This window comes from Streptomyces sp. NPDC127092, assembly GCF_042722475.1.
Taxonomy (GTDB): domain Bacteria; phylum Actinomycetota; class Actinomycetes; order Streptomycetales; family Streptomycetaceae; genus Streptomyces.
This window is the reverse complement of the sequence record NZ_JBHXFE010000001.1, coordinates 115,138-134,209: the sequence shown is the minus strand read 5'-3', so window position 1 is coordinate 134,209 and position 19,072 is coordinate 115,138. Positions and strand designations below refer to the sequence as shown.

Sequence of the window (19,072 nt, the reverse complement as noted above, 5' to 3'; positions counted from 1 at the left end):
TCGACGTCAACTCTCCTCTTGGTGCGGATCACTCGGAGCCGAGACCGCCGTCGATGAGCCGGAACAGCTCGTCGTCGGAGGCCTCGTCCAGGAGTGCGGTGGTCTGCGTGTCGTCGGGGACCGGGCCCTGCGGGCGCAGCCGGTCCAGGAGTGCCGCCAGCCGGTCGGCGATGCGCTCACGCGCCTCGGGGCTCAGCCCGGGGTCGTCGGCGGGGCCGTCGGCCAGCGCGGCCTCCAGCTCCTCGACGCGGGCCAGGGTGGCGGCCGCGCCGCCGGGCAGCCGGGGCGCCAGCTCGCCCAGCAGATGGGTGGCGAGCGTGCTCGCCGTCGGGTGGTCGAAGAGCACGGTCGTGGGCAGCCGCAGGCCGGTCTCCGCGCCGAGCCGGTTGCGCAGTTCGACCGCGGTGAGCGAGTCGAAGCCCAGGTCGAGCAGTCCGCGGTCCACGGGCACGGGGTGGTTCGGAGCGTGCCCGAGCACCTCGGCCACCGTGGCCCGGACGAGGTCCAGGGCGATCCGCTGCCGGTCCGCCGCCGCTGCCTCGGCGAGCTTGCGCACCCACGGCGGGGTGCCGGCGCCGTCGGCAGCCGCGTCACGGGCGCCGAACCCGCTCTCCGTGCCGCCTCCGGCGCGCGCCGCGGCGGCCGCGGACCCGGGAGCCGGCGGCGGGACCAGGCCCCGTAGCGGCGCCGGGATCCCGGCCGGGTCGCCGGTCCGGCGCAGGGCCGCCGTGTCGACCCGGGCGGGTACGACCACCGGCACGTCGCCACGCAGCGCCGCGTCGAAGAGCCGCAGGCCTTCGGGGACGGTGAGCGGGGCGATGCCGGTGCGGGCGATCCGGGCGAGGTCGGCGGCGCCGAGGCGTCCGCCCATGCCGGTCTCGGTGTCCCACAGGCCCCAGGCGAGGGAGAGGGCGGGCAGGCCGAGGGCCCGGCGATGCTGGGCCAGTGCGTCCAGATAGGCGTTGGCGGCGGCGTAGTTGGCCTGTCCCGCGTTGCCGATGACGCCGGCGACGGAGGAGAAGAGGACGAAGGCGTCCAGGTCCAGGTCCGCGGTCGCCTCGTGCAGCAGCCGGGCCGCGTCGGCCTTCGGCCGCGACACGTCGACCAGATCCGCCTCGGTGAGCGAGTCGAGCGTGCCGTCCCGGGTCAGACCGGCGGCGTGGACGACGGCGGTGAGCGGGTGCGCCTCGGGGATGCCGCCGAGGAGCCCGCGGACCGCATCCGGGTCGGCGGTGTCGGCCGCGACGAGCGTGACGTCCGCCCCGAGCGCGGTGAGCCGTGCGACCAGCTCGCCGGCTCCCGGAGCCTGCGGGCCCCGCCTGCTGGTGAGCAGCAGCCGGGTCACGCCGTACGCGGTGACGAGATGCTCGGCCAGGAGCGCGCCGAGCGCCCCGGTGGCACCCGTCAGCAGGACGGTCCCGTCGGTACGCAGCACGTCCGCGCCCGGCCCCGGCTCCGGCAGCGCGGCGAGCCGGGGGACGAACGACGCGCCGTCGCGAAGGGCGAGTTGCGGCTCGCCCGAGGCGAGCGCCCGGCCGAGCGCCGCCTCCGAGGCCGCGCTCCCGTCGGTGTCGACGAGGACGAAGCGGCCCGGGTGCTCGCTCTGCGCCGTGCGCACCAGCCCCCAGAGCGGGGCCTGCGCCAGGCCGGGAACGGGCTCCGTGGCCCGTACGGCGACGGCGCCCTCGGTGCGGACGACGAGCGTCGTGCCCGAGCCGCGTTCGCCGGCCGTCCAGGCGCGCAGCGCCCGCAGCGTCTCGTACGCGGACGCGTCCGGCGCGGGGGTGAGCACGGCGTACGGCACGGAGGCGGACGCCTCCTCGTACGGCGCCCAGTCCGCAGCGGCGGACGGCGGCGCTTCCGTCAGCGGCACCCAGTCCAGCCGGTGCAGGGCGCCGCCGCCCCGGCCCGTTCCCCGCGAGGCGAGCAGTCGCGCCGGGTCGGTCTCCCGCACGGTCAGCTCGGCCACCGAGAGGAGCGGCGTGCCGTCGGCGTCGGCGACCTCCAGCCGGGTCCGGTCCGGGCCCACGGGCGTCAGCGCCACCCGAAGGGTGCCGGGCCCGGCCGCCGCCCCGTGCACCCGCACGCCCGTCCAGGCGAACGGCACCCGCAGGCCCCCGGACGCGCCGGGGCCTTCGAGGGCGAGCGGATGCAGGGCCGCGTCGAGCAGCGCGGGACCCACGGGGAATCCGTGGACGCCCCCCTCGGCGTTCCCGCCGGCGGTGACCTCGGCGAACCAGGCCCCGTCGGCGCGGCGCCAGGCCGCCCGCAGGCCTCGGAAGGCCGGGCCGTAGGCGTAGCCGAGCCGCGCCAGATCCTCGTAGGCGGACGAGACGTCCACCGCCTCCGTGTCCGCCGGTGGCCAGGCACCCGCGAGCGGCACGGCGTTTGTGCCGCCGGCCTCGGGAGACGGCGCCGGGGACAGCACGCCGGAGGCGTGCTCCGTCCACGGGCCCTCGCCGCCGGCCTCCCGCGCGTGGACGCCGACCGTCCGCCGTCCCTCGGCATCGGCCGCGCCCACCGTGAGCTGGAGCTGCACCGCACCTTCCTCGGGCAGCAACAGCGGCGCGCTGAGGGCGAGTTCGTCGAGTTCCGGCGTCCCTGCGGCCCGGCCCGCGTACAGCGCGAGGTCCAGCAGCGCGGCGCCGGGAAGGACGACCGCGCCGAGCAGCGCGTGGTCGGCCAGCCACGGGTGGGCGCGGGCGGCGAGCCGCCCGGTGTGCACGAAGCCCGAGCCGTCGGCCAGTTCGACGGCCGCGCCGAGCAGCGGGTGCTCCGCCGCTCCGAGCCCCGCGCCGGCCACGTCCGCGTGGCGGCGGACCGGCGCGTCCAGCCAGTACCGGTCGCGCTGGAAGGGGTACGTGGGCAGGTCCGGGGCGTCCGTGCCCCGGCCGCCGAAGTACGCGCGCCAGTCCACCGCGACCCCCGTCGCCCACAGCTCGCCGAGCGCCTCCGGCAGGGCGACGGTCTCCGCCCGGTCGCGGCGCAGCAGCGGCCGCGTGACGGCGTCGTCCGCCGGAGAGCCGGCCGCGAGGGTGTCGGCGGCCGCGGTGGAGAGCACGGCGTCCGGACCGAGCTCGACGAACACGCCCGCGCCCAGGTCGCGCAGGGTGCGCACGACGTCGGCGAAGCGCACGGCCTCCCGGATGTGTGCCGTCCAGTAGTCGGGCGAGGCGAGTTCCTCGGCGCTCGCGATCCGGCCGGTCAGGTCGGAGACCAGCGGAACGGCCGGCGGGTGGAAATCGAGCCCCGCCACGACCGCCCGGAACGCGTCGAGCATCGGCTCCATCAGCGGCGAGTGGAAGGCATGGCTGACCGTCAGGCGCCGGGTCCTCGCCCCGGCCTCGGCGGCCCGCGCGGCGATGTCCCGTACGGCCTCCTCCGCGCCGGAGACGACCGTGGCCCGCGGCCCGTTGACCGCCGCGATTCCCGCCACGTCCTCATGGCCCGCGACCAGGGCCCGCGCCGTCTCCTCGTCCACCGAGAGGGCGACCATCGCGCCACCCGGCGGCAGGGCCTGCATCAGCCGGCCGCGCGCCGTGATCAGCGTCGCCGCGTCCGCCAGGTTCAGCACGCCGGACACATGCGCGGCCGTGACCGTTCCGATGGAGTGCCCCGCCACGAAGTGCGGGCTGACGCCCCAGCCCTCCAGGAGCCGGAAGAGGGCGGTCTCCAGGGCGAAGAGCGCGGGCTGGGTGTACCGGGTCTCGTGCAGGAGCGTGTCGTCCTCCGCGAAGACGACGTCCTTGAGCGAGTGGTCGAGGTGGGGGTCGAGAGCGGCGCACACCTCGTCGAAGGCGGTGGCGAAGTCCGCGTACCGCTCGTAGAGTTCGCGGCCCATCCCGGCGCGCTGGCTGCCCTGCCCGGTGAACAGGAACGCCGTACGGGGCGGATCGGCGGGCGCTTCGCGGCGGGCGACGCCGCCCCAGTCGCCCGCGGCCGGCCGCTCGAGGACGGACAGGGCCTCGTGCGGGCCGTCGGCGACGAAGGCCGCCCGGTGCTCCAGGGCGCTCCGCCCCACGGCCAGCGCCCGTGCCACGTCCTCGGTGCCGCCGCCGGCTTCCGCGCCCGCGTGGCCGGCCAGCCAGGTGCGCAGCCGGCCGACGGCCGCGTGCAGTGCCTCGGGCGTCCGCGCGGACACCAGCCATGGCAGGGAGCCTCCCCCGGCGGGCGCGCCCGCCGGCTCGACGGGGACGGGAGCGGGCACCGGAGCCGGGTCGGGCACGTGCTCCAGGACCACATGGGCGTTGGTGCCGCTGATCCCGAAGGAGGAGACCGCGGCCCGCCGCGGTCGGTCCCGCTCCGGCCACGCCACGGACTCGGTGAGCAGCTCCACGGCGCCCGCCGACCAGTCGACGTGCGGGGACGGTTCGTCGACGTGGAGGGTCCGGGGCAGGATCCCGTGCCGCATCGCCATCACGGACTTGATCACTCCGGCGACTCCGGCGGCGGCCTGGGTGTGTCCGATGTTGGACTTGAGGGAGCCCAGGTACAGGGGATCGTCCTGGGGCCGGTCCTGGCCGTAGGTGGCCAGCAGGGCCTGTGCTTCGATGGGGTCGCCGAGGCGGGTGCCCGTGCCGTGGGCCTCGACCGCGTCGACGTCGGCGCCGGTGAGTCCGGCCGCGGCGAGCGCCTGCCGGATGACCCGCTGCTGTGAGGGTCCGTTGGGCGCGGTCAGGCCGTTGCTGGCGCCGTCCTGGTTGACGGCCGTACCGCGTACGACCGCGAGCACCTGGTGTCCGTTGCGGCGGGCGTCGGAGAGCCGCTCGACCAGCAGCAGGCCGACACCCTCGCCCCACCCCGTGCCGTCGGCCGCGGCGGCGAAGGGCTTGCAGCGCCCGTCCGGGGCGAGTCCCCGCTGCCGGCTGAACTCCACGAAGGTCGCCGGACTGGCCATCACGGTCACCCCGCCCGCGAGGGCGAGGTCGCACTCACCGTTGCGCAGTGCCTGCGCGGCGAGGTGGAGGGCGACGAGCGAGGAGGAGCACGCGGTGTCCACCGTGACCGCCGGGCCCTCAAGGCCGAAGGTGTACGCCACCCGGCCGGAGGCCACGCTGCCCGCGCTGCCGCTGACCAGATAGCCCTCGAAGCCCTCGGGCGCCTCCTCGGCCTGGTGCAGCCGCGCCCCGTAGTCGTTGTACATCACACCGGCGAACACGCCCGTCCGCGAGCCGCGCAGCGCCGCCGGGTCGATCCCGGCCCGCTCGAAGGCCTCCCACGCCGTCTCCAGCAGCAGCCGCTGCTGCGGGTCCGTCGTCAGGGCCTCGCGCGGGCTCATGCCGAAGAACGCCGGGTCGAAGTCGGCGGCGCCGTACAGGAAGCCGCCCTCCCGCGCGTACGACGAGCCCGGGCGCGCACCCTCCGGGTCGTAGAGCTCCGCGAGGTCCCAGCCGCGGTCGGTGGGGAACGCGGACACCGCGTCCGTACCGGACGCGACCAGCCGCCACAGATCCTCGGGGGAGTCGACGCCGCCCGGGAAACGGCAGGCCATCGCGACCACGGCGATCGGGTCCCCGTCGGTGCGCGGGCCGACGGCCGGGCCTCCCGTCGCCGCGTCGGCGGGCGCGTCCGGCAGCAGCTCGCCGAGGAGCCGGTCCGCCAGCGCGGTCGGCGTCGGATGGTCGAAGACCAGGGTCGTGGGCAGCCGCAGGCCGGTCGCCGCGCCGAGCCGGTTGCGCAGGTCGACGGCGGCGAGCGAGTCGAAGCCCAGGTCCGTGAAGGCCCGGCCGGCCGCGACCGATTCGGTCCCCGAGTGCCCGAGCACGGTGGCCGCGGTCGCCCGCACCAGCTCCAGGACCTCGCGTTCCGCGTCGGCGCGGGAGAGCGCCGCCAGCCTGCCGCCCAGCTCGGCCGGTGCCGCCCCCGGCGCCGCGCCGGCGGCCGCACGCCGTCGGACGGGCCGGACGAGGGAACGCAGCGGGGCCGGAACCGCGGACGCCGGGCCCTCCAGGGCCGTGTGGCTGAACCTGCTCGCGACGAGCGCCGCGCTCTCCTGGCCGGCCGGCACCGCGAGCGCCGCGTCGAAGAGCCGCAGGCCTTCGGTGACGGTGAGGGGGGCGATTCCGGTGCGGGCGATCCGGGCGAGGTCGGCGGCGCCGAGGCGTCCGCCCATGCCGGTTTCGGTGTCCCACAGGCCCCAGGCGAGGGAGAGGGCGGGCAGGCCGTGGGCGCGGCGATGCTGGGCCAGTGCGTCGAGGTAGGCGTTGGCGGCGGCGTAGTTGGCCTGTCCCGCGGTGCCGATGACGCCGGTGACGGAGGAGAACAGGACGAAGGCGTCCAGGTCCAGGTCCGCGGTCGCCTCGTGCAGCAGCCGGGCCGCGTCGGCCTTCGGCCGCAGGACGACCTCCAGGCGTTCGGGCGTCAGGTCCTCGAGCAGGCCGTCGTCGAGCGCGCCGGCGGCGTGGACGACGGCGGTCAGCGGGTGGGCGTCGGAGATGCCGTCGAGGAGCGTGCGGACGGCGTCCCCGTCGGCGAGGTCGACGGCGGCCAGCGAGACGTCCGCGCCCAGGGAGGCCAGGCGGCCGGCCAGCTCGCGCGCCCCCGGAGCGTCCGGGCCGCGCCTGCTGGTGAGCAGGAGCCGCGTGATGCCGTACGCGGTGACCAGGTGCTCGGCCAGCAGTGCGCCGAGCGCTCCCGTGGCCCCGGTCAGCAGGACGGTGCCGTCCGTGCGCAGCGGGCGCGGACCGGACTCCGGGCTCTGCGCCGAGGACCGGGCGACGAGCCGCGGGACGAGTATCTTCCCGTCGCGCACGGCGAGTTGAGGCTCACCGGAGCGGATCGCCCGGTCGAGCACGGCCGCGGACGCCGCGCTGCCGTCGCTGTCGATCAGTACGAACCGCTCGGGGTGCTCGCTCTGCGCGGTGCGGACGAGCCCCCACCCGGCCGCCGCCGACGGCGCGGACGGACCCTCGTCCGGACGGGTCGCCACGGCGCCCTCGGTGATCAGCGCGAGCCGCGCCCCCGCCGGCCGTTCCCGCGCCAGCCAGTCCTGTACGAGCCCCAGGGCCCGGACGGCCGCCGCCCGCGGGCTCTCGAACGGTCCCAGGCACTCCGTCTCGGTCGCCGCGACGGTCTCCGCGTCCAGGACGGCCGCCGTCTCCGGAAGGGCCTGCCACGCCACGGCGTAGAGGGGCAACGCGGCGGCGGACGGTACGGCCGCCAGGGCGCCCTCGGGCAGCGGCCGCAGCACCAGGGCCTCCGCGGAGACGACGAGCGCGCCCGTCGGGTCCGTCGCGCGCAGGGCCACGGTGCCCGGCCCGGCCGGGGCGAGCGTGACCCGCAGGGCGGTCGCCCCGGTGGCGTGCAGCCGCAGCCCCGTCCACGCGAACGGCAGGACGACCTCGGCCGCCCCCTCGTCGCGTACGGGAAGCAGGTGCAGGGCCGCGTCCAGGAGCGCCGGGTGAAGACCGAACCCGTCGGCAAGCCCCGCCGGCCCGTCCGGGAGGCGCACGTCGGCGAAGAAGGTCTCGCCGTCCCGCCAGGCGGCGGTGAGATTGCGGAACGCGGGCCCGTAGCCGTACCCGAGGTCCGCGAGACGGGCATACACCCGCTCCACGTCGAGCGCGACGCCGGCTGCCGGCGGCCACGCGGCCGCGCCGACCGTGCCGTCCCTGCCGTCCGAACCGTCAGTGTGACGGTCCGGGGCCTCGGGCGCGAGCGCGCCGGAGGCGTGGCGCACCCAGGGGACGTCCTCGGCGGCCCGGGAGTGGACCGCGAAGCCACGGCGGCCACCGGCTTCCGGTGCCTCGACGGTGAGCTGCAGCGCGACCGGACCGGAGCCGCCCACCACGAGCGGAGCCTCCAGCGTCAGCTCGTCCACCACCGGGCACTGGGCGTACTCGCCCGCCTGGAGCGCCAGTTCGGCGAAGACGCTGCCCGGAACGAGGGGCGCGCCGCCCACCGCGTGGTCCGCGAGCCAGGGAAGCAGCGCCGGATCGAGACTGCCGGAGAACAACAGGCCCCGGCCGTCGGCGAGTTCCACCGCCGGACCGAGCAGGGCCGCGGCTCCGCCGCCGTCGACGGCGACCCCCGCCTCCATCCAGAAGCGCTCGCGCCGGAAGGGATAGGTGGGCAGCTCGTGCGGGACGGCCGGCCCGATGGCGACGGGACCGTCGGCGAACCGTGCCCGGTCCACGACGACTCCGTGCGCGTGGGCGGTGGCGAGCGCGGTCAGGAACGTCGTCCGCTCGTCGCGACGACGGCGCAGCAGGGAGACCGCACCCGGCGTCAGCGAAGTCAGCGCGGCGTCGGGGCCCAGCTCGACGGGGAGGAGGTCGCCCAGGTTGGTGAGGGTCTGGACGGCGTGGTGGTAGCGGACGGTTTCGCGGATGTGGCGGGTCCAGTAGTGGGGATCGGCGAGTTCTTCGGGTGTGGCGAGGGTGCCGGTGAGGGTGGAGATGAGGGGGATGCGGGGGCTGTGGAAGGTGATCTGTGAGGCGGTCTCGTGGAACTCCTCCAGGATCGGGTCCATGTGGGGTGAGTGGAAGGCGTGGCTGACGGTGAGGTGGCGGGTGCGGCGGCCGAGGGTGGTGAAGTGTGCGGTGATGCGGTCGACTTCGTCCTGGTCTCCGGAGATGACGACGGAGTCGGGTCCGTTGACGGCTGCCAGTGCGACGGCGGCGTTGAGCAGGGGGAGTGTTTCGTCTTCGGTGGCCTGGATGGCGGCCATGGCTCCGCCGGTGGGGAGGCGGCCCATGAGGCGGCCTCGGGTGGCGACGAGCAGGGCGGCGTCGTCGAGTGAGAGGACGCCTGCCGCGTGGGCGGCGGCGAACTCGCCGATGGAATGGCCCACCACGTACTGCGGGGTGACGCCCCAGCTCTCCAGGAGCCGGAAGAGGGCGGTCTCCAGGGCGAAGAGCGCGGGTTGGGTGTACTGGGTCTGGTGCAGGAGGGTGTCGTCGTCGGCGAAGACGATGTCCTTGAGCGGGCGGTCGAGGTGCGGGTCGAGGGCGGCGCAGGCCGCGTCGAAAGCGGCGGCGAACTCCTCGTACGTGGCGTGGAGTTCGCGGCCCATGCCGGCCCGCTGGCTGCCCTGCCCCGTGAACAGGAAGGCGGCGTGGCGCTCGCCTTCCGCGACACCGCGCACCACCGACGGATGCTCCGTGCCGGCCTCCACGGCGGCCAGCGCCGCGAGCGCATCCTCCCGGTCGTCGGTGAGCAGCACCGCACGGTGCGGCAGCGCGACGCGGCCGGTGGCCAGAACGCGTGCGGCGGCCCGCCGCGCGGTGTCCGGACGGTCGGCGAGGTGCGCCGACAGCTGAGCCGCCTGCGCGCGCAGGGCCTCAGGGGAGTGCGCGGACAGCGCGAGCAGGGCCGTACCCGTCCCCGCGTCCGTGGCCGTCCCCGCGCCCGTACCCGTCCCCGCATCCGCGCCCGTGCTCGGCTCCGCCGGCTCGGTGCCCTGTTCCAGGATGACGTGGGCGTTGGTGCCGCTGATGCCGAAGGAGGAGACGGCGGCGCGGCGCGGGCGTCCGTCGGGTGCGGCCCATTCCCGTGCCTCGGTGAGGAGTTCGACCGCGCCTGTCGTCCAGTCGACGTGCGGGGTCGGTTCGTCGACGTGCAGGGTCCGGGGCAGGAGGCCGTGGCGCATCGCCTCGACCATCTTGATGATGCCGCCGACTCCGGCGGCGGCCTGGGTGTGTCCGATGTTGGACTTCAGGGAGCCCAGGAACAGGGGATCGCCCTCCGACCGGTCCTGGCCGTAGGTGGCCAGGAGGGCCTGCGCTTCGATGGGGTCGCCGAGGCGGGTGCCCGTGCCGTGCGCCTCGACCGCGTCGACGTCGGCGCCGGTCAGTCCGGCCGCGGCCAGCGCCTGCCGGATCACCCGCTCCTGGGAGGGTCCGTTGGGTGCGGTGAGACCGTTGCTCGCGCCGTCCTGGTTGACGGCCGTACCCCGCACGACCGCGAGCACTTGGTGCCCGTTGCGCCGTGCGTCCGAGAGCCGCTCGACCAGCAGCAGGCCGACGCCCTCCGACCAGCCGGTCCCGTCCGCACCCGCCGCGAACGACTTGCAGCGCCCGTCGGCCGACAGGCCGCGCTGGCGGCTGAACTCCACGAAGGTGTCCGGCCGGGCCATCACGGTCACCCCGCCCGCGAGGGCGAGGTCGCACTCACCGTTGCGCAGTGCCTGCGCGGCCAGATGGAGGGCGACGAGCGAGGAGGAGCACGCGGTGTCGACGGTGACCGCCGGGCCCTCAAGCCCGAAGGTGTAGGCCAGCCGGCCCGACACCACGCTGGCCGTGTTGCCGGTGAGGACGTACCCCTCCAGCTCCTGCGGAGTCCTGGTCAGCCGCGCGCTGTAGTCGTTGTACATGACCCCGGCGAACACCCCGGTGCGGCTGCCGCGCACGGTGCTCGCGTCGATGCCGGCCCGCTCGAAGGTCTCCCACGCCGTCTCCAGGAGCAGCCGCTGCTGCGGGTCCATGCTGGTGGCCTCGCGCGGGCTGATCCCGAAGAACTCGGCGTCGAACTCTGCGGCGCCGTAGAGGAATCCGCCCTCCCGCGTGTACGACGTGCCGATGCGGTCGGGGTCGGGGTCGTAGAGCCCGGCCAGGTCCCAGCCCCGGTCGGCCGGGAACGGCCCGATCGCGTCCCTTCCCGAGGCCACCAGCTCCCACAGCTCCTCCGGCGAGCCCACCTCGCCGGGGTAACGGCAGGCCATCCCGACGATCACGACGGGATCGTCCGTGACGGTGCCGGACGCCGGGACCGCCACGGACGCGTCCGTACCGGCCGAGCCCTGCCTGGATCCGCCCTGCAGCAGTCGCACCAGGAACGCGGTGAGCGCTTCGGGGGACGGGTGGTCGAAGACGGCGGTCGCCGGGATGCGCAGACCGGTGAGGGCGCTCAGGCGGTTGCGCAGTTCCACGCCGGTCAGGGAGTCGAAGCCCAGGTCCCGGAAGGCGCGGGCGGCGTCGATCGACACCGATGTGGCGTGGCCGAGGACGGTGGCGACGGTGGAGCGGACGAGCTCGGCCACCGCGCGCTCGCGCTCGGGCGGGGCCAGCGCGCCGGTCCGCTCGGCCCAGGACTCCTCGCCGCCCGACCGCCCGGCGATCCGGTCGGCCGCCGTTCCCGCCGACGCCCGTCGCAGCGGGGTCCGCACCAGGTGCCGCAGCGGGGCCGGCAGGGATCCGGCGGCCGCCCGCGTGCGCAGGGCCGCCGCGTCCAGCCGTACGGGGACGAGGGCGCCGGACGCGTCGGCCGGGAGCGCGTCGAAGAGGGCCAGGCCCTCCGCGGCGGTCAGTGGCGTGAAGCCGGACCGCGTCCAGCGTGCCCGCTCCGTCGCGCCCAGACCGCCCGCCATGCCGTCCTCGGTGTCCCACAGGCCCCAGGCCAGGGAGACCCCCGGCAGGCCCGCTGCCCGCCGCCGCTCCGCGAGGGCGTCCAGGACGGCGTTGGCGGCGGCGTAGTTGCCCTGCCCGGCCGTACCGGCGAGGCCGCTGACCGAGGAGAAGAGCACGAAGGCGGACAGGTCGAGGCCTGCCGTCAGCTCGTGCAGGTGGACGGCGGCGTCGGCCTTGGGCCGCAGGACGGCGTCCAGACGCTCACCGGTCAGCGAGGCCAGCGTGCCGTCGTCCAGTGCCCCGGCCAGGTGGAACACCGCGCCCAGCGGACGCTCCTCGGGTACGGCCCCGACCACGCGTGCCAGCGCCGTCCGGTCGGCGACGTCCACGGCCGCGAACTCCACCTCCGCACCGGCGGCGGTCAGCTCGGCCCGCAGTCCGGCCGCCCCCGGCGCGTCCTCGCCGGAGCGGCTGAGCAGCAACAGGTGCCGTACGCCGTGCCGTTCGACGAGGTGTCGGGCCAGCAGCCGGCCCAGCGCGCCCGTGGCGCCGGTCACCAGGACCGTGCGGTCCGCGCGCTGACCGGCTCGCTCCGCGAGCGTCGGCCCGGTCGCCTCGCCATCGGCGCGGATCAGTCGGGGTGCGCTCAACGTTCCGTCGCGGAGCGCCAGTTGCGGTTCGGTTTCCGAGGCGGCGGCCAGCGCGGAGAGCGGGTCGCCGTCGGTCGCGGTCTCCCCGGCGGCGTGGACGCCGAGGTCGGTGTCGACGTCGGCGACGGCGAAGCGGCCGGGGTGCTCCGACTGGGCGGTCCGTACGAGCCCCCACGCGGCCGCCGACCACGGGTCGGCCACCTCGTCCCCGTCGGCGGCCGCGACCGCGCCTCGGGTGAGCAGCAGCAGCCGCGCGTCCCGGAACCGCTCCTCGGCCAGCCAGCTTCCCAGCTGCGTCAGGGCGTGCCCGGCCGCCGCACGGCCGGCCGGCACCCGGAGGGCGACCACGGCCGGCACCTCCGGCCCCAGTTCGGCGACCGTCTCCACGAGCGGGACCCGGTCCGTCGTCGCGACGGCGTCCACCGGCTCCCAGCGCAGCCGGTGCAGATCACGCGTCCGCGCGGCGGGCGCGCCGAACCGGTCCGGATCCACGGGCAGGAGCGCCAGCGCGTCCGCCGACAGGACCGGTCGCCCGTCCGGGTCCACGGACGTCAGGCGCCCGTCCGCCGACCAGCGCACCCGCAGGACCGAGGCGCCGGTGGCGTGGAGCTCCACCCCGGACCAGGAGAACGGCAGCGGCATCCCGCCGCCGGGGGCCTGGCCGGCCGCACCGACGACCGGCAGGTGCAGGGCGGCGTCGAGCAGCGCGGGATGGATCGCGAAGCTGTGCGGCCCGGCGCCCTCCGGACCGGACGCGTCCGGCAGCGCCAGCTCGGCGTACAGCTCCCCGTCGCGCCGCCAGCCGGCGCGGACACCCCGGAACGCGGGCCCGTAGCCGTATCCGAGGGCGTCCAGCTCCTCGTACAGGGCGGTCGGATCCACGGGTTCGGCGTCCGCGGGCGGCCACGCCCCGGCCGGGGCGGTGTCCGGCGCGGCGGCACGGGCCGGGGCCAGCAGCGCGGTCGCGTGCCGGGTCCACGCCCCCGTGTCGGCGCCGGAGTCCGCGTCCTCCTCCGTGTCCGAGGCGCGGGAATGGACGGACAGCGTCCGCACGCCGTGCTCGTCGGGGGCTCCGACCGCCAGTTGCAGACGGGCCGGCGCGTCCCCGGCGAGGACGAGCGGGGCCTCCAGGGTCAGTTCTTCCACCCTCGGGCTGCCGGCCTGCTCGCCGGCGGTCAGGGCCAGGTCGAGGAAGGCGGTGCCGGGGACGAGGACCCGGCCGGCGATCCGGTGGTCCGCGAGCCACGGGTGCGTGGCGGTCGAGATCTGGCCGGGCAGGACCAGGCCGCCGTCCTCGGCCAGCTCGATCCGCGAGCCCAGCAGCGGGTGGCCGGCCGAGGGCAGCCCCGTCAGTCCCAGGAGCCCCGGGGACGCCAGGGCGGTGGGCGTGGCGAGCCAGTGCCGCTCGCGCTGGAAGGCGTACGTGGGCAACTCGCCCGGGTGTACGGGCCGACCGGGAGGCGGCGCCGGGAGGTCCAGGGCCACGCCGTGCGCGTGGGCGGTGGCGAGCGCGGTCAGGAACGTCGTCCGCTCGCCGCGGTGACGGCGGAGCAAGGGCACGGCGCCCGGTGTGGTGGCGCTCAGCGCGGCGTCGGGCCCCAGCTCGACGAGTACGCGCGTACGGGCACCGAGGTTGGTGAGGGTCTGGACGGCGTGGTGGTAGCGGACGGTTTCGCGGATGTGGCGGGTCCAGTAGTGGGGATCGGCGAGTTCTTCGGGTGTGGCGAGGGTGCCGGTGAGGGTGGAGATGAGGGGGATGCGGGGGCTCTGGAAGGTGATCCGTGAGGCGGTCTCGTGGAATTCGTCGAGGATCGGGTCCATGTGGGGTGAGTGGAAGGCGTGGCTGACGGTGAGGTGGCGGGTGCGGTGGCCGAGGGTGGTGAAGTGTGCGGTGACGCGGTCGACTTCGTCCTGGTCTCCGGAGATGACGACGGAGTCGGGTCCGTTGACGGCTGCCAGTGCGACGGCGGCGTTGAGCAGGGGGAGTGTTTCGTCTTCGGTGGCCTGGATGGCGGCCATGGCTCCGCCGGTGGGGAGGCGGCCCATGAGGCGGCCCCGGGTGGCGACGAGCAGGGCTGCGTCGTCGAGTGAGAGGACGCCTGCCGCGTGGGCGGCGGCGAACTCGCCGATGGAATGGCCGATGACATGGTCGGGCACCAGCCCGTGGTGTTCTGCGAGCCGGAACAGGGCGGTCTCCAGGGCGAAGAGCGCCGGTTGGGTGTACTGGGTCTGGTGCAGGAGGGTGTCGTCGTCGGCGAAGACGACGTCCTTGAGCGGGCGGTCGAGGTGCGGGTCGAGGGCGGCGCAGGCCTCGTCGAAGGCGGCGGCGAACTCCTCGTACATGGCGTGGAGTTCGCGGCCCATGCCGGCGCGCTGGCTGCCCTGTCCGGTGAACAGGAACGCCGTACGGGCGGGCCCGGTGGCCGTGCCGCGCACCACCGCCGGGTGCTGGTCCCCGGCCGCCAGCGCCGTCAGCGCCGCGAGCGCTTCCTCCCGGTCCTCGGCGAGCAGCACCGCACGGTGCTCCAGGGCGGCTCGGCCCCGGGCGAGGGCGGCGGCCACGGGAGCGAGGTCCGCCTCCGCGTGCCGGTCGAGGTACGCGGACAGGCGCTCGGCCTGGGCCGGCAGTGCGTCCGCCGTGCGTGCCGAGAGCGTCAGCAGCACGGGGCGAGCGTCCGGACGAGCCGCTTCCGGCCGGTCCTCGACCGCCGGCTCCGGGCCCTGTTCCAGGATCACGTGGGCGTTGGTGCCGCTGATGCCGAAGGAGGAGACGGCGGCCCGTCGCGGGCGTCCGTCCGCCGTCCACTCACGTGCCTCGGTGAGGAGTTCGACCGCGCCCGCCGACCAGTCGACGTGCGGGGTCGGCTCGTCGACGTGCAGGGTCCGGGGCAGGAGGCCGTGGCGCATCGCCTCGACCATCTTGATGACGCCGCCGACTCCGGCCGCGGCCTGGGTGTGTCCGATGTTGGACTTCAGCGAGCCGAGCCACAGCGGCCGGTCGGCCGGCCGGTCCTGCCCGTAGGTGGCCAGCAGGGCGTCCGCTTCGATGGGGTCGCCGAGGCGGGTGCCCGTGCCGTGCGCCTCCATCGCGTCGACGTCGGCGCCGGTGAGTCCGGCCGCGGCCAGCGCCTGCCGGATCACCCGCTCCTGGGAAGGGCCGTTGGGCGCGGTCAGGCCGTTGCTCGCGCCGTCCTGGTTGACGGCCGTACCGCGTACGACCGCCAGGACGTGATGCCCGTGGCGTTCGGCGTCCGAGCGCCGCTCGACCAGCAGCAGGCCGACGCCCTCGGCCCAGGCCGTGCCGTCGGCGGCCGCGGCGAACGGCTTGCACCGGCCGTCGGGCGCGAGGCCGCGCTGGCGGCTGAACTCCAGGAACATGCCGGGCGTGGGCATCACCGTCACCCCGCCCGCGAGCGCCAGATCGCATTCGCCCTGCCGCAGCGCCTGCACGGCGAGGTGGAGGGCGACGAGCGAGGAGGAGCAGGCGGTGTCGACGGTGACCGCAGGACCCTCAAGCCCGAAGGTGTACGCCAGCCGCCCCGAGGCCACGCTCGCGGTGCCGCCGGTCAGCAGATAGCCGTCGTAGCCCTCGGCTCCCTCGTGCAGCCGGGGTCCGTAGTCCATGGCCGTGGCGCCGACGAACACGCCCGCCCGCGCCCCGCGCAGCCCGTCGGGCGCGATCCCGGCCCGCTCGAACGCCTCCCAGGCCGTCTCCAGGAGCAGCCGCTGCTGCGGGTCCATCGCCGCGGCCTCGCGCGGGCTGATGCCGAAGAAGCCGGCGTCGAAGTCGCCCGCGCCGGTGAGGAATCCGCCCTCCCGCGCGTACGAGGTCCCCGGGTGGTCGGGGTCGGGGTCGTAGAGTCCGGCCAGGTCCCAGCCCCGGTCGGCCGGGAACGGCCCGATGGCGTCCGTACCCGAGGTCACGAGCTCCCACAGCTCCTCCGGGGAGCCCACCCCGCCCGGGTAACGGCAGGCCATCCCCACGATCACGACCGGGTCGTCGTCCAGGTCCGTGCGGCTCCGCGGTGCCTCGTCCGCCTCCCCTCGCGGGCCGGCGTACCGCTCCTGGAGCAGGGCGACCACGGCCTCGGGCGTCGGGTGGTGGTAGACCAGCGCGGCGGGCAGGGAGAGCCCGGTCGCGGACTGCAGCCGGTCGCGGAGCTCGAGACCGGAGAGCGAGTCGAAACCGAGTTCCTTGAAGCTGCGCGCGGTGTCCACGGACTCGGCGGTGACATGGCCGAGCACGAAGGCGATGTGCGTCCTGACCAGTTCCGTCAGGTCGCCGGGGACGGCGGTCGCGGCGCCGTCGGCCGGAGTGGGCGAGTCAGCGACGTCGGCCGGAGTGGGCAAGTCGGCCGGAGTGGGCGCGTCGGCGACGTCGGCCGGGGCGGGCGCGTCCGTGGAGCCGGCCACGGTGGGGCCCGTGCCCGAAGCGGTCGCCGGGGGCCCGGCCGGCTCCGCCCCGCCCTCCTCCATCCAGTACCGCTCTCGCTGGAAGGCGTACGTGGGCAGGGGCACCGGCCGGCCGCCGCGGCCGGCGAACATGCCGGTCCAGTCCGCCTCCGCCCCCCGGGCGTAGGCGCTCGCGACGGCCGCGAGCAGGGTGGCCGCCTCGGGCCTGCCGCGCCGCAGTGCCGCCGCCAGCAGGGGGACGGATCCCGCTCCGGTCAGGGTCCGGCGGGCCGCCCCGGTCAGGACCGCGTCAGGCCCGAGTTCGAGGTAAACCCCGGCGCCCGCCTCGTGGAGCGCCCGCACGCCGTCGTGGAAGCGGACGGCCTCCCGGATGTGGCGGGCCCAGTAGTCGGGTGAGGCCAGCTCCTCGTCGGTCGCCAGGGCACCCGTCACGTTCGAGACCACCGGGATCCGGGGCGCCCGGAAGGTGAGCCCCGAGGCCACCGCGCGGAACTCCTCCAGGATCGGGTCCATGTGGGAGGAGTGGAAGGCGTGGCTGACCGTGAGGCGCCGGGTGCGCCGGCCCTCGGCGGCGAGTCGGGCGGTCACCCGTTCGACCTCGTCCTCGTCGCCGGAGATCACCACGGAATCGGGCCCGTTGACCGCCGCGAGCGCCACCCGCGCGGTCAGCAGGGGCCGTACGACAGCCTCGGGCGCCTCCACGGCGGCCATCGCCCCGCCCCGCGGCAGCGCGCCCATCAGCCGGCCGCGCGCGGCGACCAGCAGCGCCGCGTCCTGCAGGGAGAGAACTCCCGCCACGTGCGCGGCCGTCAGCTCGCCGATGGAGTGACCCGCCACGAAGTCGGGGGTGACACCCCAGCTCTCCAGGAGCCGGAAGAGGGCGGTCTCCAGGGCGAAGAGGGCCGGCTGGGTGTACTGGGTCTGGTGCAGGAGGGTGTCGTCGTCGGAGAAGACGACGTCCTTGAGCGGGCGGTCGAGGTGGGGGTCGAGGGCGGCGCAGGCCGCGTCGAAGGCGGTGGCGAACTCCTCGTACGTGGAGTGGAGTTCGCGGCCCATGCCGGCGCGCTGGCTGCCCTGTCCGGTGAACAGGAACGCCGTACGGGCGGGCCCGGTGGCCGTGCCGCGCACCACCGCCGGGTGGTCCTCGCCACGCGCCAGCGCGGCCGTACCGGCGAGCAGCCCCTGGGCGTCCTCGGCGATCACCACGGCCCGTTCGCCGAACCGCGTCCGGTGCGCCGCGAGCGCGTACGCCGTGTCCAGCGCGCGGTGCCCGTACCGCTCCTGGTGCCGGCGCAGCCTTTCCGCCTGCCCCCGGAGCGCGGCCGCGTCGCGTCCGGAGAGCAGCCAGGCGACCGGCCCCCCGGTGATGCCGGCGGCCTCCGCCGGTCCCTCGGGCACCCGCTCCGCCTCGCCCACCACCACATGGCAGTTGGTGCCGCCCATGCCGAAGGAGCTGACGCCGGCGATCAGCGGCTGCTCGGGCGCCGGCCATTCGCCGTCCGTCGTGCGGACCCGCAGCCCCAGCGCGTCGAGCGGGATCGCGGGGTTCGGCTCGCGGAAGTTCAGGCTGGCCGGGATGCGGCGCCGGGACACCGCGAGCGCGGTCTTCAGCAGGCCGACCAGACCGGCCGCGCCCTCCAGGTGCCCCACGTTCGTCTTCGCGGAGCCCACGAGCAGCGGTGCGTCCGACGGCCGGCCCGCACCCAGCACGGCACCGAGCGCCGCCGCCTCCACCGGGTCGCCCACCGGCGTGCCCGTGCCGTGCAGCTCGACGTACTGGACCGACTCCGGGGCGGTGCCCGCCCGGGCGTGGGCGGCCCGCACCACGGCCTCCTGAGCGGCCCGGTCGGGCACCGTCAGGCCGGTCGACGCGCCGTCGTTGTTGACGGCGCTGCCCAGGATCACGCAGTGCACCCGGTCCCCGTCGGCGACGGCCCGGTCGAGCGGCTTCAGCACGACGGCGACGCCGCCCTCACCCCGGACGTAGCCGTTGGCACGGGAGTCGAAGGTGTAGCACCGGCCGTCGGGGGACAGGGCGCCGAACCGGGCGCTGTCCGCGCTGCTGCCGGGCGACAGGATCAGGTTCACACCGCCGACCACGGCCAGGTCGGCGTCCCCGTGCCGCAGGCTCTCGCAGGCCAGGTGGACCGCGACCAGCGACGAGGACTGCGCCGAGTCGACCGTCAGGCTCGGACCGGTCAGACCGAGGACGTACGACAGCCGGTTGGCGATGATGCCCCGGCCGAGCCCGGTCACCGAGTACCGGCCGGCCGCCTGCTCGCCGCGCCGGTGGTGCAGCGCCGCGTAGTCGTCCCAGAGGGCGCTCGCGTACACCGCCGTGCGGCTGCCCGCCAGCGAGCCGGGCAGGATCCCGGCCTCCTCCAGGGCCTCCCAGCCCAGTTCCAGCATCAGCCGCTGCTGCGGGTCCATGGCCGCCGCCTCGCGCGGCGAGATCCCGAAGAACGCGGCGTCGAAGCGGTCCACCTCGTCGAGGAAGGCGCCCCGCCGGGGAGCCGAGGCGGACCAGCGGTCCGCCGGCGGCTCCCCCACCGCGTCCTCGCCCCGGCTGAGCAGCCGCCAGAAGGCGTCGGGGTCGGCGGCGCCCGGCAGACGGCAGGCGAGTCCGACGACGGCGATCGGTGCGGAGCTGGGCTTGGCCATGGTCTGTCACGTACTCCCTCGTCGAGGACGAATGCGTGACCAGACTCGCCACCTGCCCTTACG

General features: G+C 76.1%; 1 protein-coding gene. It reads right to left on the bottom strand.

Annotation, left to right across the window (positions count from 1 at the left end; genetic code table 11):
- Positions 1–28: 28 nt before the first annotated feature.
- A complete protein-coding gene (locus ACFWJO_RS00485) occupies positions 29–19,009 on the bottom strand; it encodes an SDR family NAD(P)-dependent oxidoreductase (RefSeq protein WP_386862626.1) in 18,981 nt (6,326 codons plus the stop codon).
- Between the last annotated feature and the right edge of the window lie 63 nt (positions 19,010–19,072).